Genomic DNA, 18591 nt, shown 5'->3' with positions numbered 1-18591 from the left:
ATTCAGAGCCGACAAGGCCTATGTCAAGAAAGCAGCCGAACGATCGTTAAAAAACTTGGCTACGGACTACATCGATCTGTATTATCTGCATCGGCTGGATCCGGCTACACCCATCGAAGAAACCGTGCAAGCGATGTCCGAGTTAGTTCAGGAAGGAAAGATCCGCTACATCGGCTTGTCAGAAGTATCCATAGACACCATCCGGCGGGCCCATGCGAACCATCCCATTACGGCTGTACAAACCGAGTATTCGCTTTTTGAACGCAGCGCGGAAGAAACAAGCCTGTTGCCTGCCCTTGCTAAACTGGGCATTGGCTTTGTTGCCTATTCGCCCCTTGGCCGCGGCTTTATAACGGGCGACTTGAAAAGTCCGGACGATCTGGCCGCTGATGATTTCAGGCGTTCGCTGCCCCGCTTTCAGGGTGAACAGTTTTTAAGAACCTGGAGTTGCTGGCAGCAATTCAGGCAATGGCACTCGAAAAACAGGTAACTGTTTCACAACTGGCCCTGGCCTGGGTGCTGGCTAAAGGGGTTGTGCCAATCCCCGGCACCAAACGCCGGAAGTACCTGGACGAAAATATCGGTGCTACTCAGATCCAGTTGAGCGATGAAGATCTGGAACGTCTGGAAGCGATCATTCCGTTAGGAACCCAGACGGGTGATCGGTATGATCAGGCTGGCATGCAAGCTATCGATCAGTAGCCAGTCGTGCAGGCAGGGTTTAAGCCCTGCCTGTCGCATATACTTAGCCTATGAAAAAGCAATCGCCCCACCCAATACATTCCATTTCAGAGCAACACCGAATACTTGGACTTCCCAAACCTGTCCATCCATTGATCAGCGTCTTTACTTTCGATGACATGGATCATACGCGGGCCGACACGCGCCCGCAAACGCTTGTCCTCGAGCTGTTTTGCATCTCGCTCAAACGCAACGTAACGGGAAAAATACGCTACGGGCAGGGCTACTGTGATTTTGACGAAGGCATCCTGTTTTGCACCGCGCCAGGGCAAGTGACGAGTAACATTACTGACGATCATAAACCAAGCGGCTGGTGTGTGGTGTTCCATCCCGATTTGATCCGAGGGCATGCGCTTGATCAGCGAATAAAGCAGTATGGGTTTTTCGACTATGCCGTTCACGAAGCCCTTCACTTGTCCGATCAGGAAGAGACCTTAATGCTTTCGGTGATGACGATGCTTCGACATGAACTTAACGAACGAATTGACCCCTATTCTGAAGCGGTGTTCATGGCTCACCTTGACCTATTGTTGAGTTATGCCCAACGATTTTACGGTCGGCAGTTTATGACCCGTAAGCCCATCAGCCATGATGTACTGACGCGGCTGGAAAGCGTCTTATCTGATTACTTTTCCCATGATAAAGCCCTAAGCGAAGGGTTGCCTTCAGTCTCTTATCTGGCCGAAAAGATGAATTATTCGGATAGCTATTTAAGCGACCTGCTGAAAACGTATACGGGGCAAAACGCCCAGCAGCACATTCATCGCTACGTCATCGAAAAGGCCAAATCATTGCTCACGCAAACGAGTTTAACCGTCAGCGAAATCGGCTTCCAACTAGGTTTTGATTTTCCGCAGTCGTTCAGCCAGTTGTTCAAGAACAAGACTAAGGTGACTCCCTTACAATACCGGCAATCGTTTACTTAAGCAGTGCATGATTAGATTGCCGTTTCCAACGCATTCTTACTAATTCTTTAACTCAAGGATGCGGCCCCATTGATCGTGTTATTGCCGAGAAGAGCGCTTCACTTGGCTTAGGTGAACAAGTTATAGTTGTTGTACAATGTATTCAAACACTACCAAGTTAGACGGAGGTATATGCCTGTATCTACTTTTTAATTGGGGCGTGTGAGTCAGGTACATACTCCGGAAGGGAAGGTGCTAAGCGTATTAGCAATCTCGTACGATGCAAAAAAATAAAATCTATTTCTATATGCATCTTGGCTGATGGCGTGTCATTGGTAGAATGGCATTTGGCAATTTAATGGCCTTACTGTTAGCCTGGTCAGTTATCAGTCGAAAGTTCAAAACGGTCCGGCAAAACTAGTTGTAAAAGGCCAGGCCATACCGGCGGAAGAGGGGGTAGCCGACGTCGGATTCTTACCTATTGGGAAGATGAGATAGTCGTGATTGGTACTGATCAAATCGCTTACTTTCACACTGTTCAGCAGCTATTAGATCACCATCCAAGCTTTGGGATGACTCATAGCATTCAATTAGCCCTGAGCATCGTTACTAACGATGCTCAGGGCTAATTGAATAAAAAAGGTGACGAGATAGATACTTCTTATGACTACTTAGGTTCAAGTTCGTCCTTACTTGTAGTTTAGGTAAGTCGTGGCTTCACACGTTTTGTCCGTTTTAAACCGGATCCATCGGGCCTGAAAATCCTTCGGGAATGTATAGTCGATCGTTTTTCCAGGCGCAACAGTGAATGACTTATAGGTCATCCAAACGCCCGAACCGACCGGATCGGCTTCGATGGTAAAGGTGACCGGCTGGGTCGCTTTATGCGACAGTTGCAGACTGCGTTGGTCGTAGAAACCGATCAGATAAGGATCTGATGCTTCATTGGCTTTCACCGCTGCGTTTTTCCAGGGGCCACCATGCCCGGTTGGTTTGCCCAGCTTCCACAGATCATCGATAGCACCCGCCCAAACGGCGGCTTTCTTATCATCCGAGACAATGATGTGCTCATTCGTTTTGGCCGCGTTCAAATCGATGCCTGTCATAACCAAGAGTCCCCGGTAGGAGGCATAATCGTTGATCCGCAGATTATGCGACGAAACGGGTCTTATTTTGGCGTATCCATCCGCGTTTTCGGCGGGCAGTTCGTAGAATGTCCCGTGGCAATTGAGCAGGTCGCGTTCAGTAGCTACTTCCCGACATATTCGAAGAGCGGCCTGATTGGTCAACGTCGTGTAGGCATCGTTGCCGAGGGGGAGTCGCCAGCGTCGTCCTTTATCATCTACGATCAAAACGCTCGATTCATCAATCGTTACTACATTCTGAGGAATCGCAAACTTCGTTTTGATGACGTTTAACACACCGGCATCCTCCTTCCGAACGAGCTGCATATCAGCATTCAGTTCGTAATACCCGACATCGGTAGATTGCCCCCCGTTGTATGTCGAAGCGGCCAGTCCCAACGCTCGTCGATCAGCCCCCAGACCGTACATCAAACCACCCGACGTAGCAGCGGTTGAGACGGTGCTAAGACCAGCAAACAGTGGGTTAGCGGTTGTAGTACGCGTATCGTTCGCCGAATAGGAAAAGTGGGCCGATAAATTGGCGGCTTTGTCCGACTTGATCCGAATCCACTCGCCAGTTATGTCGGCGGCAAAGGGTACGTGTGCGGCTTTGTGTGCGCTGACAGTTACCGTTTGCTGTCTGGACCAGCTACCTGTCCCGCCTTTATCAACCTCGAACGTCAGTTGGATATCCGAGTCGCTGTTGTTCTGAACCCAGGCCGAGCGATTGGCCCAACCGGCAAATAAAAACGGCTCGGAGGGTTGATTTGCCGAAACCGCTTCATTTAGCCAGACGGCTCCTTCGGCGTTATTCGGGCCCAATTGATCGGGTAAGTTCAGCGAGGTAAACCACAGATTCGAATTGGATTGGCCGGGTCCTTCGAGGTTACCCTTTACTTTTCGTTTGTTCAGAAATTCTTTTTGAGCCGAATCGTCACAGCCGAAAACCAGCCGATCGTTCCAGCGGGCGTAATCACCAATCACTTTCAGATACGCCGAGCGGGGTCTGATACCTGCGGTATTCGATGCGGTAAAACCACCCGGAAATTGCCAGAACATACCGTGCATCGTCATTAGATAATCTGGTTTCTGCGTCGTACCCACATCCCGAATGCGGGGCCATTCGGTATTCCAGCCATGGGCACCGTCGTACGAATGACTCGCTTTGGGAAGCCGAAAAAAATGCCAGCCAGTCATCTTATCACGCACGCCCAGCAAGACGGATTTATGATCCCAGCCGGTAGCCCAGATGGGGTCCGTTTCCGGGTGTTTATTGCCGTAGATACCGCCCGGTCCCGTTACTTCGACAAACTGATTTCGCCGAACAACTTTCCAGTCTTTGCCATTCCACTCCGACAGGGAACCCGCATCTACATCGAACTGCGCCAGCGCTTTAGCTCCAGGTTCGCCGTTGTTCGAATAGACCATAACGCCCTGACCCGAGTATACACCTTTGCCATGCGCACCGGGCAGCAACGTATTTTCCAGATTATTCGATTCGTCCGATTCTTTTTTTCTACTGATGTTGCCATCCTCGTACAGCATCGTTGGCACCAGAGTATTAACATCTACTTCGTAAAACCCTTCCTCCATCGTTCCGTAATAGATTTTTCCTTTCGGATCAGTCAGATGGCGGGCGTTCCCGGTATGACGCCCAGGCATGGTTTTATAGGGTATGACCCGGACATGCGCTTTGCTGTCGATAGCGTAGGGACCAATAAATAGCTGATTACTCTCGGGATGAATCATCCGGTTGGCAGGGGTACCACCGATACTTTCGGACCGAACGATCTGCTTTAAATCGGGCGTTATTTCGTACAACTTGTCGGACGAGCCAAGCGGCAAATGTGGCCCGTACGTAACAACCCAAAGTCGGCCCGCCCATGGTACCACGGCCCCCGTACCACATTCCCCTTCTTTGTTGTACATAGCCAGCTGCGGATAAATCCCGCTGTAAGACGGTACCTTCCTGGACTGAGCGATGGTTATAGTCTCCTGAATAAGCAGCCAGCCCAGCAGGCTAACCGAAAGAAAAAACGTTTTCATTGCGTTTAAAGTAAATTGATCGTTAGATAGTTACCGGTGGCGATCTACTCCCAGCCGGGATTCTGCGTTAGTTTCGGATTCGCCTGAATTTCTTCCAGCGGAATGGGGTAATACCGGTGTTTGGCCTGCGGTGTTCGGGTTGGATACACGTCGTTTACCGCTTTCGGAATAACAGTCAGGAAGGTGTTCGTCCGGGTCAGGTCGAACCAGCGGTCGGCTTCGGCAAACAGTTCCCACGACCGCTCTTGCAGGACGGCGGCAATAAATGCGTCTTTCCCTAAGCCAGGCGTCAGGTCGCCCAGTCCCGCCCGTTTCCGAACCGTGTTGATGTACCCATAGGCGGTAGCTGTCGCTCCATTCTGACGCGCTTCGGCTTCGGCGGCAACCAGGTATACATCAGCCAGCCGGATGATCGGGAAGTTGCAGTTGTTGGCTTCGGCAATGGAGTTCGGATCGCGGTATTTGCGGATCAGCACGCCTTTGGGCGTAACGGGCGTGATGTCTTTCTGCGGCACGATCTTTCCCGATACATCCCGGTACGTCGTGTCGAGCAGCTGGCGTCGTTTGTCACTGGGTGAGAATGAGTTAAAGAAATTCTGGTAGGCAAACCACGACCCGTAGGACACTTTGGCGTAGTCAGGGCCGGAACTGTTACGGGGACCTGCAATCCCCATGACGGTCAACCAGCGGCTAGGCGTTACGCGGTCGGCTTCAACGGCCCACATATTCTCGACACGGGCCGCATCTTCCTTATCTACGTCGAACACATCCAATGCGCTCGGCATCAACGCATATTTGCCCGAACTGATCGTCGCCTGGGCCAGTTGCGATGCCTTTGCCCAGTCTTCGTTGTACAAGGCTATTTTGGCGTAAAGTCCCTGAATCGCTTCCTTTGAAGGCCGGCCCTTCACCAGACTGGTTGAATACGAGGGCAATCCGGCAACGGCCTGATCCAAATCGCTGTAAATTTGCTTGTAGATGTCGGTTCGCGAACTCTTGGTAACAAGTGCCTCCGCTTCATTAGAGCTGGCTCGGGTCTTGACGGGAATTTCGTTGAACGTTTTCGTCAGCGTCCAGTGGTACAGTGCCCGCAACGCATAGGCTTCCGCCACGATTTCCGTTCGGCGCTGGGCGTCCATTGGAATAGCCGGGACTTTCTCGATGACCCAGTTGGCATTCTCAATTCCTTTGTAACTAAACCGCCAGACACCCTGGGGCCCCTCGGTCTCGTGACGGCCCGAGTTGCGCTGGGCCGTGTAATACGGATCGTACGAAAACAACGTAATGGTATTCCGGCCTACCACAGCCCGAGGGTATGCCTGGTCAGCCGCAAAATCGGACACAGCAACCAATGGAAAGCCATACAGGTTGATCAGTGAGCCAGCTGCAGCCGCAATGCCCGCTTCGGCATCAGAGGCTGTTCTATAAAAATTGGTCGTAAAAATGGATGAATACACCGTTTCATCGAGTTTGCTGCACGAAACCGTCAGGCCCGACAAAGCCATCAGCAGTAGGATGTGTTTCTTCATGGGAGAACAAGTGAACGAGCAAATGAGTGATGTTGTGTCAGTCTTTCGCTCATGATCTACAGTGTGATTTGGAGGCCCCCTAGGAACGACCGGGCGATTGGGTACGTACCGTTATCAACAAATTGTGTCGTGGCATTACCAAAGTTGTTGACCTCCGGATCGAAGCCCGTATAATTCGTGAGTGTCAGCGCATTATTGGCGCTTACGTAAATCCGAATCTGGTTGATGCCTTTTATTTTCGGGAACGTATAGCCCAGTGACACATTTTTCAGCCGGACAAATGAGGCATCTTCAACGTAGCGGTCTGAAATGGGCAATCGTCCGCCCTGAAATCCGCTGGCATACTCATTATTGGGGTTCGTTGTCGACCAGCGATTGGCCATCCCCGCCAGTACATTCTGTTGCCCCAGCGCCGTTTCGAACGTATACCGGAACAGGTTCATGAGCTTGTTGCCCTGTACGCCCTGCACAAACAGATTTAGATCGAAGCCCCGGTAGCGAAATGACGACGAGAACCCAAAGATGTATTTCGGCTGCGAGTTGCCCACCATGACCTGATCAGCCGCCGTAATCGTACCATCGCCGTTGATATCTTTCACCTTATGACCACCAACACGTCCGTCGTAGCCGGGTAGAATGGCCTCACCCGTCTGACTAATTCCGTCAAAAATATAGGTCCGATACAGGCCCATCGGATAGCCGATCTTGAGCAGTGCGAACGCCGACCGGGGGAGTTCGTCTAGAATACCGTCAAGCGCCAGCACTTCGTTTTTGTTGAACGTCACATTCGCTGACGCATCCCATTGAAGCCCTCGTTTAGATCCCTGTAAAATCCGGCCATTGATAGCCAGTTCGACGCCCCGGTTCTGGATCGACCCGAAATTGCCCGTGATAAACGTATAACCCGACGACATAGGCAATACTTTCTGAAACAGCAGGTTATCGGTACGTTTGTTATAGTAATCGACCACGACAGACAGGCGGTTATTGAGCAGACTGACATCGAGCCCCACATCGACCTGCGTGGAGCGTTCCCACTTCAGATCCGGGTTCGGGATGGCGTTGGGATTAATACCCGTAACCGGATTGTGGTTGTAATTGTAATTCAAACCCGATGCGACAACTGTGGCCAGCGATTGATACGGATCAATGGCTCCCGCGTTTCCGGTGATGCCCCAGCTTCCGCGTAATTTCAAATCAGAAACCACCGGAATTGATTTCATAAATGGCTCTTCCACAATGCGCCAAGCACCAGCCACAGCGGGGAAAAAGCCGTATTTATTGTTCTCGCCAAATTTGCTCGACCCATCGGCCCGGGCCGTCAGATCCAGGAAATATCGGTCTTTGTAGCCGTAGTTGATCCGTCCCAGGTACGAGTCCAGCCGGGATTTGTTTTTGTCGCTGCTCAGCCGCTGGTTCACGGCCAGGCCAACGGAATTATTTTCGGTGATGTCGTTCGGAAAGTTGGATGCGGTTTGCGTATAGCTCTGGTTAACATTAGCCTGCGTAGCCAGAACCGCCGTAGCGGCCAACGTATGATGCTCGGCCAGACGGGTGCGATACGTGAAAATACTTTCGTGCAGAAGCGTCCGACCAAACGACGTAACATTCGATGCACTACCACCACCCGACGCTAACTGCGACTGGCTTAGAAGCGACAACGGTGAGTAAAATTCAGATAGTGTATTGCCCAGATCGACATTGAAACTAGGGCGATACGTAAAGCCTTTGAACAGGGCAAAGTCGACGTATACGTTGGCCAAGATTCGCTGGCTCGTTTGCCGGTTGATGGGCGTGATGAAGTTCAACGGGTTTGTCACTTCCTGGTATTGCCCATTCATCTGGTCCTGAAACGGGTAGACACTACCATCGGCCCGATACGGTACCAGCGTTGGAGGAGCCGCCACGGCCGCCCCAAGCACACCCGCCCGGCTGCTGGTTACGTCAGAACCCGTGCCGCCCACGCTCACCCCCCGATTGACCGAATACCCGTAGTACAAACTGGTTCCGATCTTTACCCGGTCGCTCAGCCGGTGGTCGATATTAGAGCGGAATGAATAGCGCTCGAAGCTGGAGTTTTTGATGATCCCGTCTTGGTTGAAGTAGTTCAGCGAGAGCGCCAGTTGGGTTTTCTGATTACCACCCGTAACCGAAAGTTGATGACTCTGAATAGGCGCTTTGCGGAAGATTAGATTTTGCCAGTTCGTCCCTTCGCCCAGGCTCGACGGGTCTGTATAAATCGATCGTTTATAGACTTCATTTTCGAGTTGAGCAAACTGGCGGGCGTCTAGTACGTTCAGCGTTTTATTGACTTGCTGCACCCCGCCGTAGCCATCGTAGCTAACGCGCGTCGCGCCGTCTTTGCCGCGTTTGGTGGTGATCAGCACAACGCCGTTAGCAGCCCGCGCGCCATAAATAGCCGTTGATGAGGCATCTTTCAGCACGTCAATCGACTCGATGTCGTTTGGGTTGATCTGCGAGAGCGGACTTACATCCGTTATATTACCTGTGTTGGCAATCTGAATACCATCGATCACGTACAGGGGTTCAGAACTCCCATTGATCGAGTTGGTGCCTCGAATACGAACGCTGACATTACCACCCGGAGCCCCCGAATTCTGCGTGATCTGTACGCCTGCTACCCGCGCCTGTAATCCCTGCGCTACGTTCGCCACGGGCGTTTGCAGCAAATCGGCGGCTTTGACCGATGCGATGGCCCCCGTCGTTTCTACTTTTCGCTGTGTTCCGTAACCCACAACCACCACTTCTTCCAGGGCTTTCGTATCGGGAACGAGCTGAACGTTGATTGTTTGCCGATTGCCAACCGCGATTTCCTGGGTCAGATACCCCACAAAGCTGACAACTAGCGTCGCTTCATCTGGCACGGCTAACTGAAACCTGCCGTTAGCATCCGTAACCGCTCCGCGCTGACGATTCGTCGAACCGGGTCCCGCCGAACCGCGACTGCTTTCTTTAAGAAGAACACTTACCCCCGGTAGTGTGGCTCCTTTTTCGTCGGTGATGGTCCCCGAGATAAGCTGGTCATCCGCCTGTTGTCGATTGGTCGTCGCAACTAAAGGCAGTGTTTTGGCCCAACCCTGTTCCTCATGAATAACGATTATAGTGGCGGGCAAAAGACTTTCCGGCGTTTTACCCGGACCCTCATCAAGCATCTGCCGACCCTGCGTCAACACGGGCGACAGAGACCCGACCAAAACGACGTAATACAGTAAACGCTTTTGTCGCATATTATGCAGATATTTATAGATTACAAATGGATTATCTCCGTACAGTACCTATTGAAATAAGAGTATGCAAAGGTAATTTTGCATTATACAATGAATGTGTGATTGGCCTGACCATTTTGCTTATCAGAATTATGGACAAGACAATATGTTGACTACTAGACATTTATCTTGAATGATTACCGAGAATGGACAACCCGAAAAAGCCGAAAGTTTCGCTTTCTTAGACATCGGCTGTAGACGGGTTAGCGAATCCTATGGCAAGCCTGACTGGGACACGTGGACGAATGGTGACTTCGTGAGCTTAAGTCACATACTTTTCAGGCAGACGCACGTACGAATCAGTCCGAACACGCTGAAACGAATCTTCGGCAAGATCAAAACCGATGCCCGCTATTACCCACAGAGAGCAACCCGGGATGCGCTGGCGGTTTACATCGGTTACTCAGACTGGGAGCATTTTGTCAACACCCAGAAATGGACAGCCCGGCAGGTTGAGCAGTTACCCGATGTGCTCGTCCGGGAAGAGAGCCCGCTACTGCTATCAACACCAACGAACTCACCAGCCCATTCTTCTCAGCAGGAAACGAAACAAACCCGTCGATTACTGCTGTTGATTGGTAGCTCTGTACTGCTCGCTATCATTCTACTATTAGTCTACTCGCAAAGTGCAAGCAGCGAATCGGCCCAACTCGTCTGCCGTAATCCGGTGGGCGAAAACCCGCATTCTGCTGTATTTCAGCTCAAGTACCTAGGTTCTTCGGCTCCATCAGGTACCTACTCGATTCTGTTTGGCGACGGAAAACGGGAACGTCTTACCTCCCACGATAGCCTTGCCACGCACTATTACGAACGACCGGGCCGCTACTTTGCCATTTTGCAACATGATGGCGCGAACATCGATACCTCGACGGTTTATCTACGGACAAAAGGCTGGACTGTTACCGCTAACATGATGCACGATACCAGCCGGGTGTACCCGATCAACGTAGCGCGGTTGTTTACCGGAGGACGCCGTAGCGTTGGTGCCCTCGAAGCTGCCCACGCGGGTGTCGATACCAACCGTACATTCTTTATGGAGTTTATCAACAGCCATCCAACCCAGATCGATGGGGATAATTTCGAGCTAACGACCCACCTAAAAACCTCTCCTGATAGAGCGGGTGTTCGCTGTTCGCAGGTCGGCATTACAGTCTGGGGCGAGTCGTCGCAGCACATGTTTGAGGTGATGAGGCCGGGTTGTGCTCACTGGATTCTGCTACAAAATTCTGATGTTCAGAAAAGTGGGCAGCGGGATGATCTAAGTTTTATGGGTGCCGATTTGCGCCAGGGGGGTACGTTGATGCTGCGGGTCATCGACAGACAGGCCACTATCTTTATCAACAATCGACCGGTTTACAGAACGCGTTATAAAAAGCCCTTGCACCAGATTTATGGAATTAAAATTCGGTTTGCTGGCGTCGGAACCGTCGACTCCTTTTCGTTGAAAGACTTGAAAACAGGTACTCTGTTCGATGGAGGTTTCTAGTTTGATCAATGGTTGTAGGTGAAAATTTTCGTGCTTACGTCCGAACTACTAACGGGACCACCGTGCAGTTTACCGCCGGGGCGCGTCTAATATCTGCATGCTAAATGGGGTGTTCGTGCGTGAGACATGCCATCTTAGCTTAAAACAATGACTTATTCCTAGCTGAATAGAACCACACTACTTTATAAAAGTATATAATTAGAAAAATTTCTTGTATATAATTTAATTATATATATTTAAATTATAGTAAACATAAATTCCTGCAAGTGATGGCCATTGATTTCCTATCTAGCAAACGTTTCAAAATTTCACTGCCTAGTTTCTGGTCTAGTCATGAGGTCAGCACTACGAGCATTGCTGGCTTATCCTATCCATAAGCTTAACTTGTGATTTCGTGACTATTCTATCGGCAAGCTACTTGTCCAGTCTGTGCCTCAATGAGCCACAATTTGTTGAAGTACTTGATTTGGAATGCAGTATTGTCAACTCTGTAATCAAGATAGTTTGATCGTTCTGGGGCAGGTGAAAGACGCACATTCGATTGCAAAAACTGCGCTACGATGTTTCTATATCCTATCTGTTGTAATCACTCATCCTATTGCTGTCAAAGTCGGTTTATGAAGCCAATCGCAATACATGGGTACGTGCTGCTTTGCCTGCTTGCACAACAGGTAGGGGCTCAGAGGAGATTACTATGTCGGAATGAATTTTGAGCAGAAAGCTTTCAGTCGAATCGATCCTGCAATCAGCTTCAACTGGGATCGACGTAGTCCAGGGAAAGGACTTGCCCGCTCGTATTATTCAATACGCTGGATAGGTCAGCTGCTAGCTCCCGTACGGGGGTGTATATGTTCTTTGCTAAGGTGAATGACAGTATTCGGGTTTGGGTCGGGAATAAGATAGTGTTGGATTCCTGGAATGTAAACGCTTACAAACATTATAGTGGCAATATCGTATTGGAAGCAGGTCACTATTACGATCTACGGGTCGAGTATTTCAACGCCATCGAGTGGTGAGAAATCGAGCTTTACTGGAAGCCACCACCAATGGCTAAATCCACTTTGAACCCATTCGCTGAAAGTGGCGAGCCTATAGCAGCGGACTATTTTTTTCAGAAAGCTCCGCCCCTCACAGAGACCCCAGAGCGGGTAAATGTACCCATCACAAAGCCATCAATCGGTGTTTCAAGGTTGTCTAAACCGGCACGTGCCCCAAAACCAAAAATCGTTAAAAACGAACCAATTCCCCCGCTACTACTACCGGCCAATGAATGAGATCCTATTCCACTAGTAGCAGAGTCTACCGCCAACTCTCGACCGGAAGCCGAACCGCAACCAGCGATCATGTCTGGGGTTACCTTGATTCTACGGACTGTGCAGTTTGAGCAAAGCAGTTACGTATTGATGGCCGAGGCATCGACAGAATTAGATAAACTGGTTCGGTCGATGAAAGCCAATTCACATTGGCACATCCATATTGCGGGTCACATAGACAATGTGGGCGATCCCCGGCTAAATCTGGCTCTGTCCGTGCATTGGGCGAAAGTAGTGGCTACGTATCTGACCCGACGGGGGATAGTTGATGAACGGATCACCACTGACGGATTTGGCAGTAGCCAGCCTATTGGCGACAACACAACGGAGGGTGAACGGAGCAAAAACCGTCGCGTAGCCATTACTATTCGTTGAATGTTCGATTCGAGCGAATGGACACCTCATTTAATGACTGATCGCCTATGACCTCAGCCTCTTTCATTAATAGTTTTCATTCATTCTCTGCTACAACTTTACCCGATGGCTTCACGATAAGGCCTTCCTCGGGCTTCCACTTGTCGTACTCCATGTAGCGAGCGGTTTGGTTGGCGATAGCCTGACCCTTTAACTTCGCCACTACGTGCAGGGCACCATCAATGCCGGCCGAAACACCCACCGTTGTAATGATTTGTCCGTTGTCGACAAAAGGAGTGTTGTGTAAAATCTGGGCTTTAGGTGTTGCTCTTTGTAGCGGTTCGATGTAGGAATGAAAGGTAGTCGCCTGCTTTCCATCGAGCAGGCCCACTTTAGCTAGCAGTCCAGAACCGGTACAAACCGATAGCATGACCTCGGCTTGGATAGCCGAGTTTTTTTATCCAGTCAATCAGTGACTTATTCTCGATAAACGATTTGGTATTGCCCCTGGTAAAACCACAATGTCAGGCTTGGGACAATCACTCAGGCTATAAGTCGGCATTATTTTAATAAAACCCTGACTGATAAGCGGTTCGTTGGTGAGTGAGACTGTGTAGACATTGAACCCCCTTTGTAGAGGCAAAAACTTCACTAGGACCAGCAAAGTCCAGTATTGTGAATAAAAATGGCCACATTCCGCTTTTTGATTTGCCTTGGGTTTCGCGTCAGCGAGTCCATCAAGGCAACGCTACGCTAGACAAAAGGCATATAACAATGCGGACAATGGCCGGGCTTTTCGTGCCGTTCTAAATCACATCCACTGCCACAGGGCTCGCAGTAGTACGCCATCAGGACTTATTTCGGGATGGCTTTCTGGGCACAAAGTGAACCATCAGCCATAACGAGCCAACCGGCAACGAATAAGTAAAAACGGAAATAAAGAATGACGTTCACGGGGTTATGAATTAAGTGGCTATCAATAACCTAATGGTGTTTTTAGATCCGGCTTTCTGCCAGATCCGGCGTAGCTGGCGGGCATTCTGAGAGCCACGCCGCTGGGCAATGGCTTCCATCGTCATTCTAGGATTGTGCCGTAGGGTGCGAGCTCGTTCCAGCCGCAGCAGTGTAGTATAATCATGAATGGAGATCCCCGTCTCTTTTCGAAACGTCCGGGATAAGTTGCGGGTGCTCATACCGGCCACTAGGGCCTAGGGCCAAGTCATCTAAGGTGGCCCTGGTTTCCAGATTAGCAATCAGCCAGTCTTGTAGTTGGTGAATGGCCACATTCATGTGATTGCGAAAATCAAGGTAAACGCTTTTCTGCGAATGGGTAAATACACGACTAATTCGCGGGCAACCTTTGCCGCAAAAAGTGGGCCTTGCCGCTCTTCCAAAATTGCCAGCGCTAGATCTATACCGGCGGTTATACCCGCATGGGTGTAGATACCGTTATCATGCGCAAACAATCGATCCTGCTGCGTAACTACCCGTGGATAGGTCGTTTGCAGCTCCTCCATGCGCTTTGCATGTTCGGCCATCCAGCAGGCCGGTCTGGGCTACTATAAACGCGCCCATACAAATTGAGTATATGATCACGCCCTGGCGGTGCTGATCCCGAAGTTAGGCTAGGAAACTGTGCTCCGCTCTAAATTCACTAGACCGTATATAAGCCTTCTCCATACGTGGTACAAAGATCATATCGCCGGGTTGAGGTTGCACCTGAGTAAAGGGTTGTAAAGGGCCAATACTTAGGCCTACTGAGCTGACAAGCTTATTTTGGAAGGAGCCTATAGTTGATACAGCACACCATATTCAACAGCTTCGTAAAAAACCTGAACGGGTCCAGTCAGGTCTAAAACGTGGACATAAGGTGGCACAACAAAGATGACTTGTTGAGTGAACGACATAGTCTAGCTGGATCAGGCCGTAAAAGTAGAGTATGTTCAGCGTTCATGCGAGCCAAACATCGGACATTTTGGGTCAAAAACTAAGTAACTCAACCACCTCTGGACTTTTGTAAGAAAAAGCAATCAGATTAAGCGAGTCGTTACATTTTAGCGAATGGATATGCGGTATTCAATTTTCTTGATCCGTGAACTTCTGATTATTTTTCTCACCTATATCGCTTACAACCGGTTCAATAAAATTCTCTTACTTAAGGTAAAGCAGCCAGGTTTACGTAAACCTGATTTACTAGCGTAAGCCTGTTAGTTTAAACAATATTTCAAACCAGAAAACAGATGCTACCAATCTGACTACAATCTCTACCGATCTAGCTACTTCTAATTCAAACCCGATTCGGACCTTTGCGGTAAACAAGTTCAAACGCATGCAAAACACGTTTCATAAAAAGTAATTGCCATTACGGGTGCAATAAGCGGTGTTGGCAAGGCCATCGCTGTTGAGTTGGCCAAATACGGAGCCAAAAAAGTGTTGGGTGCCCGTACGGAAGCGTCATTGATTGAAGTGGCTCAACATATAAGGGAATCAGGCGCAGAAGCGATGAAGCTGGTGACCGATGTAAATAAAAAAGAAGACTTGCTACAATTGGTTCATTCCGCTGTAGACGCTTATGGCAGGCTCGACGTTATGATCAACAATGCGGGTGTGGCGCATATAAGCCGGATTGATGAGTTGGATGTGGACGGATGGGAAGATATGATTGATACCAACTTGAAAGGCGTCTTGTATGGCATGGCAGCAGCCATGCCTGTTTTTAAGAGGCAACAGTCCGGTCACATGATCAATATCATCTCTACCTCGGGCTTAAGGATTGTTCCTACGCAGGGGGTTTACGCCAGCAATAAAAATGCCGTGCGAACCCTAACTGAAGCGTTTCGTCAAGAGTCGGATGGCAATATTCGCATCACAGGTATATCGCCGGGGTATGTAAAAACAAACCTGGTGAATACTGTAAAAGATGAAGTAAAACGTTAATAGGTGCTACAGGCCATGGAGCGATTCGGTTTACCGCCTGTCGCCGTGGCCAATGCCGTTCTCTACGCGATCAGTCAGCCAGTGAACGTCGAAGTAGGCGACATTATCATCCGGCCTGCATCACAGGATTAAGTTTGAAAGGATAAGGGTATAAAGCACATGAAGGAAACGGCTAATACATACCATTTTAGCAGTATTTCTCAACTCATGAAACATGCCGGACATCCTCCACTAGTGCATCCCTTGATTGCGCTCATCGATTACAGCAAGACTCATGTTGATGTTTTAGCTAAGGGGAAGGGAATAATACTAGATCTCTATAACGTATCATTCAAGAAGCGCTTTAACGGAAGGGTGAGATTCGGGTAATGCTATTGCGATTTTGACGAAGGAGGGCTGGCTTTTTTAAAGCCGAATCAGGTTATGTTTACCACAGACGATCGGAGCAATTATGAGGGCTATACGTTGTAGTTCCATCCCGACTTTATCAGAAACACCCCTTTGGGGAATACCATCAACCGCTATGGATTTTTTGCCTATACCGTAGATGAAGCTTTGTTCTTGTCAGCCAAGGAAAAACCGATCATCAACTAGTTGTTCGATGCCATCCAAAGCGAACTATATACCAATATAGATGCTTTCAGTCAGGATATATTGGTATATAGTTCGCTTTGTTACTCAATTACAGCCATCGATTTTATAATCGTCAGTTTCTTACCCGTAAAGCAGTAAACCACGATATGATCACTTCTTTGGACAGCTTGCCGAATCAGTACTTTGAGGAATACAGAGGATGCCAAAACGGATTACCATCTGTGCAATACATCAGCTTACAACTAAACGTATCCGCTCGTTACCTGAGCGATATGCTACGCACACTAACGGGGCAAACTACTCAGCAGTATATTCAACAGGCGGTGATCGAAAGGTCGAAGGATTTATTGAGTGCAAGTTCACCTCTATAGCCGAAATCGCTTACCAGCTTGGCTTTGAGATTCGTAGTCGTTCAGCAAGTAAAGACCAACCTTTCCCCGGTGGCCTTCCGGCTAGCTTTCTCTACGATTACACGGCTTCAATCGCAGTCCCTGGTACGAATTATAACATTACCTACCTGATCGTATTTTGATCTCGGTAAGTGCTGATTTGGGGAGTCGGTGTTTCAGACTGGCTTTACTACAGCCACCATCAACCGCCATTTTCGCTGATCCCAGAACCGATGCCATACCCCAGCCTCATCCGCTTTATAAAAGCCTGACTTGCGCTCAGGCTTGCCGGGTTCAATGATCGTCCAGCAGTCCCCTTTCAATAAACCACTCAGTTTGTGGATCGTTCCCGCCTGTACATTGTGGGTTGTGCTCGGTAGGCGCTTTATCTCTGTCAGGGCCAACTTTCCATCATCTTTTAGCTGGGCCAAAACCTCAATATAACCGCCTGATAAAATGGTGGTGCGAAAAGGCCAGGGGTGGTCATGAAACAGCTCGTCAATTGCCGCCGTAAAATGATGCAGCACTCGGCCATCGCCTAAGTGATATTTAGTAAAGGTTTTATTCATTCGCTCGACGCGAACAATGTCTTCCGGGGTTGAATAGGATTGCATAGATTACTTTTAGCCAGTGCCTTAGCCGGCCGCTCCTGCTTTATTTGCAACACAAAAATAGCAATACAGCTAATCGAAAGGAAATATCAAGGCATACGGGACCTGAACCTGAGGTTGATAGTAGACAAATACACGAACGATTCGTATTAATACTAAACGCGTAGTTTTTGCTCAGCCGTGCTGAACTAACCAATTTACACTCAGGCTTAATGGACGAAGATTACCACCCGCCAGTGGCAAAGTTGGTATGGGCACCTTAAGCTCGAAAATGATCGTTCAGTGAAGATAATTAGTATCAAGCTCGCCTGTCGGACTACAATCGATAACCTCAAAGCTAGAGTTAGGGATTGGTTTTGGGTATTTTGGTCAGCACGAAGATTCCATACAGGCTTTTGATGATCTAATAAAAACCGAACTACGGCCCCATCAGGATGACGTTTTCCTCTGAATGGTAACTGGCTCACCGTCAAACTAGCTCTGCGTATTGGGGAGCGGTTTCTTCAAGATGTTTTTAGGCGCGAAATCGACGACGATTAAGGTTCATCGCGTAAGCCTAACAAGCACCTTCCAGACTTTTGCAACCTGACTCAGAAAAATACGATCGGTAAATAGGCAAGCGCAACAGATTGCTGAATAGCCGTTTTTATCAATTTCGCACAAATCGCTTTCTGTTGAGACGAAGGTGCGTTCATGTATCTGAATCTAATCTTAGACCAAAATCGTGACGCTGATCTACCACCCGCTTGATAAGTCCAAGCTGACCACAGTGGTACATGGTGTGCTTGATATTCCAATCAATGGCCTCCCGTTTTGTAGTGGCGATTGGGTGAGCAGTTGGGGTAAGCTCCAACGGCTGATCCAGCTCCCAATCTTGCAAAGATGCCAGGATCGCTAACGACTTTTGCTGCATGAGGAGTAAATCCTCTGCTAATTTAGCAGAAGCTACTTTGCCTACAGATAGAGAAGGGGCGGCTAGGGTAAATAACTCACTGTATTCTCGGAGAGGAAGCTGCTAAAGTAGATCCAGTTGGTGGCCCCGAATGACCAGAACAGCATGGAAATAATGACTGACGATCAGATGACCCAGTTGCCAAACAATATTGGATTCTAGGGTCGGCGGAATGATAGTCCACTTGTCAAGGGGCACAGTCTCAATCAGCTTGTTGGTCCACTGGTAAGCGTTGGCGGTTTGATTAATCAATATTTCGGTTTCAGTCATTGGTAGTGAACGTAAAATTGATAGAAATTAAAAGCTGTTGTTTTCTGATCGGT

The 18591-nt window shown here is 49.1% G+C and carries 16 protein-coding genes; 7 read left to right on the top strand and 9 right to left on the bottom strand.

Annotation, left to right across the window (positions count from 1 at the left end; all coding sequences use genetic code 11):
• The 3 genes from M0L20_RS30520 to M0L20_RS26770 form a co-directional block, all read left to right on the top strand.
• Positions 1-490, top strand: a 490-nt coding sequence (locus tag M0L20_RS30520; protein WP_494338096.1) for an aldo/keto reductase, incomplete at its 5' end; no start/stop codon positions are given.
• On the top strand, positions 469-702 hold the full coding sequence (locus M0L20_RS30515; RefSeq protein ID WP_494338095.1) for an aldo/keto reductase: 234 nt from the start codon (positions 469-471) through the stop codon (positions 700-702). The genes M0L20_RS30520 and M0L20_RS30515, both read left to right, overlap by 22 nt.
• A 50-nt stretch (positions 703-752) precedes the next feature.
• Complete coding sequence (locus tag M0L20_RS26770) at positions 753-1667, top strand: helix-turn-helix domain-containing protein (RefSeq protein WP_248480285.1); 915 nt, start codon at positions 753-755, stop codon at positions 1665-1667.
• Between the two features lie 668 nt (positions 1668-2335).
• Here the strand turns inward: M0L20_RS26770 and M0L20_RS26765 are convergent.
• From M0L20_RS26765 to M0L20_RS26755, 3 genes are read right to left on the bottom strand one after another with little or no spacing between them, the layout of a single operon-like run.
• Positions 2336-4816 carry a hypothetical protein gene (locus tag M0L20_RS26765; protein WP_248480284.1) on the bottom strand — a complete coding sequence of 827 codons (2481 nt, stop codon included), beginning with the start codon at positions 4814-4816 and terminating at the stop codon, positions 2336-2338.
• A gap of 44 nt (positions 4817-4860) precedes the next feature.
• A complete protein-coding gene (locus M0L20_RS26760; RefSeq protein WP_248480282.1) occupies positions 4861-6345 on the bottom strand; it encodes a RagB/SusD family nutrient uptake outer membrane protein in 1485 nt (494 codons plus the stop codon).
• A 56-nt stretch (positions 6346-6401) separates the two neighbouring features.
• Entirely contained in the window at positions 6402-9593 is a 3192-nt protein-coding gene (locus M0L20_RS26755; protein WP_248480281.1) for a SusC/RagA family TonB-linked outer membrane protein, read from the bottom strand.
• A 172-nt stretch (positions 9594-9765) separates the two neighbouring features.
• On the opposite strand from M0L20_RS26755, the gene M0L20_RS26750 reads away from it, so the two are divergent.
• The 3 genes from M0L20_RS26750 (at position 9766) to M0L20_RS26745 (ending at position 12806) form a co-directional block, all read left to right on the top strand.
• Positions 9766-11118 carry a hypothetical protein gene (locus tag M0L20_RS26750; protein WP_248480279.1) on the top strand — a complete coding sequence of 451 codons (1353 nt, stop codon included), beginning with the start codon at positions 9766-9768 and terminating at the stop codon, positions 11116-11118.
• Positions 11119-11966: 848 nt separating this feature from the next.
• The gene (locus M0L20_RS30490; RefSeq protein ID WP_435531848.1) at positions 11967-12134 is read left to right on the top strand and encodes a PA14 domain-containing protein; all 168 of its coding nucleotides are present in this window, start codon (positions 11967-11969) and stop codon (positions 12132-12134) included.
• 327 nt (positions 12135-12461) lie between these two features.
• The gene (locus M0L20_RS26745) at positions 12462-12806 is read left to right on the top strand and encodes an OmpA family protein (protein ID WP_248480277.1); all 345 of its coding nucleotides are present in this window, start codon (positions 12462-12464) and stop codon (positions 12804-12806) included.
• Positions 12807-12882: 76 nt separating this feature from the next.
• Here M0L20_RS26745 and M0L20_RS26740 read toward each other — a convergent pair whose 3' ends face one another.
• The 3 genes from M0L20_RS26740 to M0L20_RS26730 all read right to left on the bottom strand — a co-directional run bounded on the left by M0L20_RS26740 (position 12883) and on the right by M0L20_RS26730 (position 14323).
• Positions 12883-13215 (bottom strand): type 1 glutamine amidotransferase family protein, encoded by a 333-nt coding sequence (locus M0L20_RS26740; RefSeq protein WP_248480276.1) that lies wholly within the window; start codon positions 13213-13215, stop codon positions 12883-12885.
• A gap of 535 nt (positions 13216-13750) precedes the next feature.
• Positions 13751-13978 (bottom strand): helix-turn-helix domain-containing protein, encoded by a 228-nt coding sequence (locus M0L20_RS26735; protein ID WP_248480275.1) that lies wholly within the window; start codon positions 13976-13978, stop codon positions 13751-13753.
• Between the two features lie 93 nt (positions 13979-14071).
• The gene (locus M0L20_RS26730; RefSeq protein WP_248480274.1) at positions 14072-14323 is read right to left on the bottom strand and encodes a type 1 glutamine amidotransferase family protein; all 252 of its coding nucleotides are present in this window, start codon (positions 14321-14323) and stop codon (positions 14072-14074) included.
• Between the two features lie 817 nt (positions 14324-15140).
• Between M0L20_RS26730 and M0L20_RS26725 the strand changes: the two genes are divergently transcribed.
• The gene (locus tag M0L20_RS26725) at positions 15141-15722 is read left to right on the top strand and encodes an SDR family oxidoreductase (RefSeq protein ID WP_354004295.1); all 582 of its coding nucleotides are present in this window, start codon (positions 15141-15143) and stop codon (positions 15720-15722) included.
• 1159 nt (positions 15723-16881) lie between these two features.
• Here M0L20_RS26725 and M0L20_RS26720 read toward each other — a convergent pair.
• The 3 genes from M0L20_RS26720 to M0L20_RS26710 form a co-directional block, all read right to left on the bottom strand.
• On the bottom strand, positions 16882-17319 hold the full coding sequence (locus tag M0L20_RS26720; RefSeq protein WP_248480272.1) for a hypothetical protein: 438 nt from the start codon (positions 17317-17319) through the stop codon (positions 16882-16884).
• A 688-nt stretch (positions 17320-18007) separates the two neighbouring features.
• Positions 18008-18229 carry a hypothetical protein gene (locus M0L20_RS26715; RefSeq protein ID WP_248480271.1) on the bottom strand — a complete coding sequence of 74 codons (222 nt, stop codon included), beginning with the start codon at positions 18227-18229 and terminating at the stop codon, positions 18008-18010.
• A gap of 102 nt (positions 18230-18331) precedes the next feature.
• A complete protein-coding gene (locus M0L20_RS26710; RefSeq protein WP_248480269.1) occupies positions 18332-18538 on the bottom strand; it encodes a DinB family protein in 207 nt (68 codons plus the stop codon).
• Between the last annotated feature and the right edge of the window lie 53 nt (positions 18539-18591).

The sequence above is a fragment of the Spirosoma liriopis genome, from assembly GCF_023196085.1.
Lineage (GTDB): Bacteria > Bacteroidota > Bacteroidia > Cytophagales > Spirosomataceae > Spirosoma > Spirosoma oryzicola.
Note: the sequence above shows the minus strand (reverse complement) of the source record. Positions and strands in the feature narration are given on the sequence as shown.